The organism is Burkholderia sp. SIMBA_062, assembly GCF_046534765.1.
Taxonomy (GTDB): Bacteria; Pseudomonadota; Gammaproteobacteria; order Burkholderiales; family Burkholderiaceae; genus Burkholderia; species Burkholderia ambifaria.
Genome location: NZ_JAWRYD010000628.1, coordinates 1 through 236 on the forward strand (window position 1 = coordinate 1; position 236 = coordinate 236).

Consider the following 236-nt stretch of genomic DNA (forward strand, 5'->3'; position numbering starts at 1 on the left):
GGCGACTTCGTGATTCAGGGCGCGGACGAACATGGCGTGAGCGGGCTCGTCAATCTGTACGGCATCGAGTCGCCGGGACTGACCGCCTCGCTCGCCATCGCCGACGAAGTGATCGCACGGCTACGCGCAGCGGCGTGATAACGTGTCGGGCGCGCGTGCCATGTGTTGATGCGCGCGCGCTTTCATAACAGCAAGCGAACAGTAAGGAGCGAAACGTGGTCTACGAAATGGCGCAC

At 62.7% G+C, this 236-nt stretch carries 1 pseudogene; it reads left to right on the plus strand.

Annotated elements, in window-relative coordinates:
• A pseudogene (locus SB786_RS37695) lies at window positions 1-138 on the plus strand (FAD-dependent oxidoreductase); the annotation flags it as partial.
• Window positions 139-236: the final 98 nt, after the last annotated feature.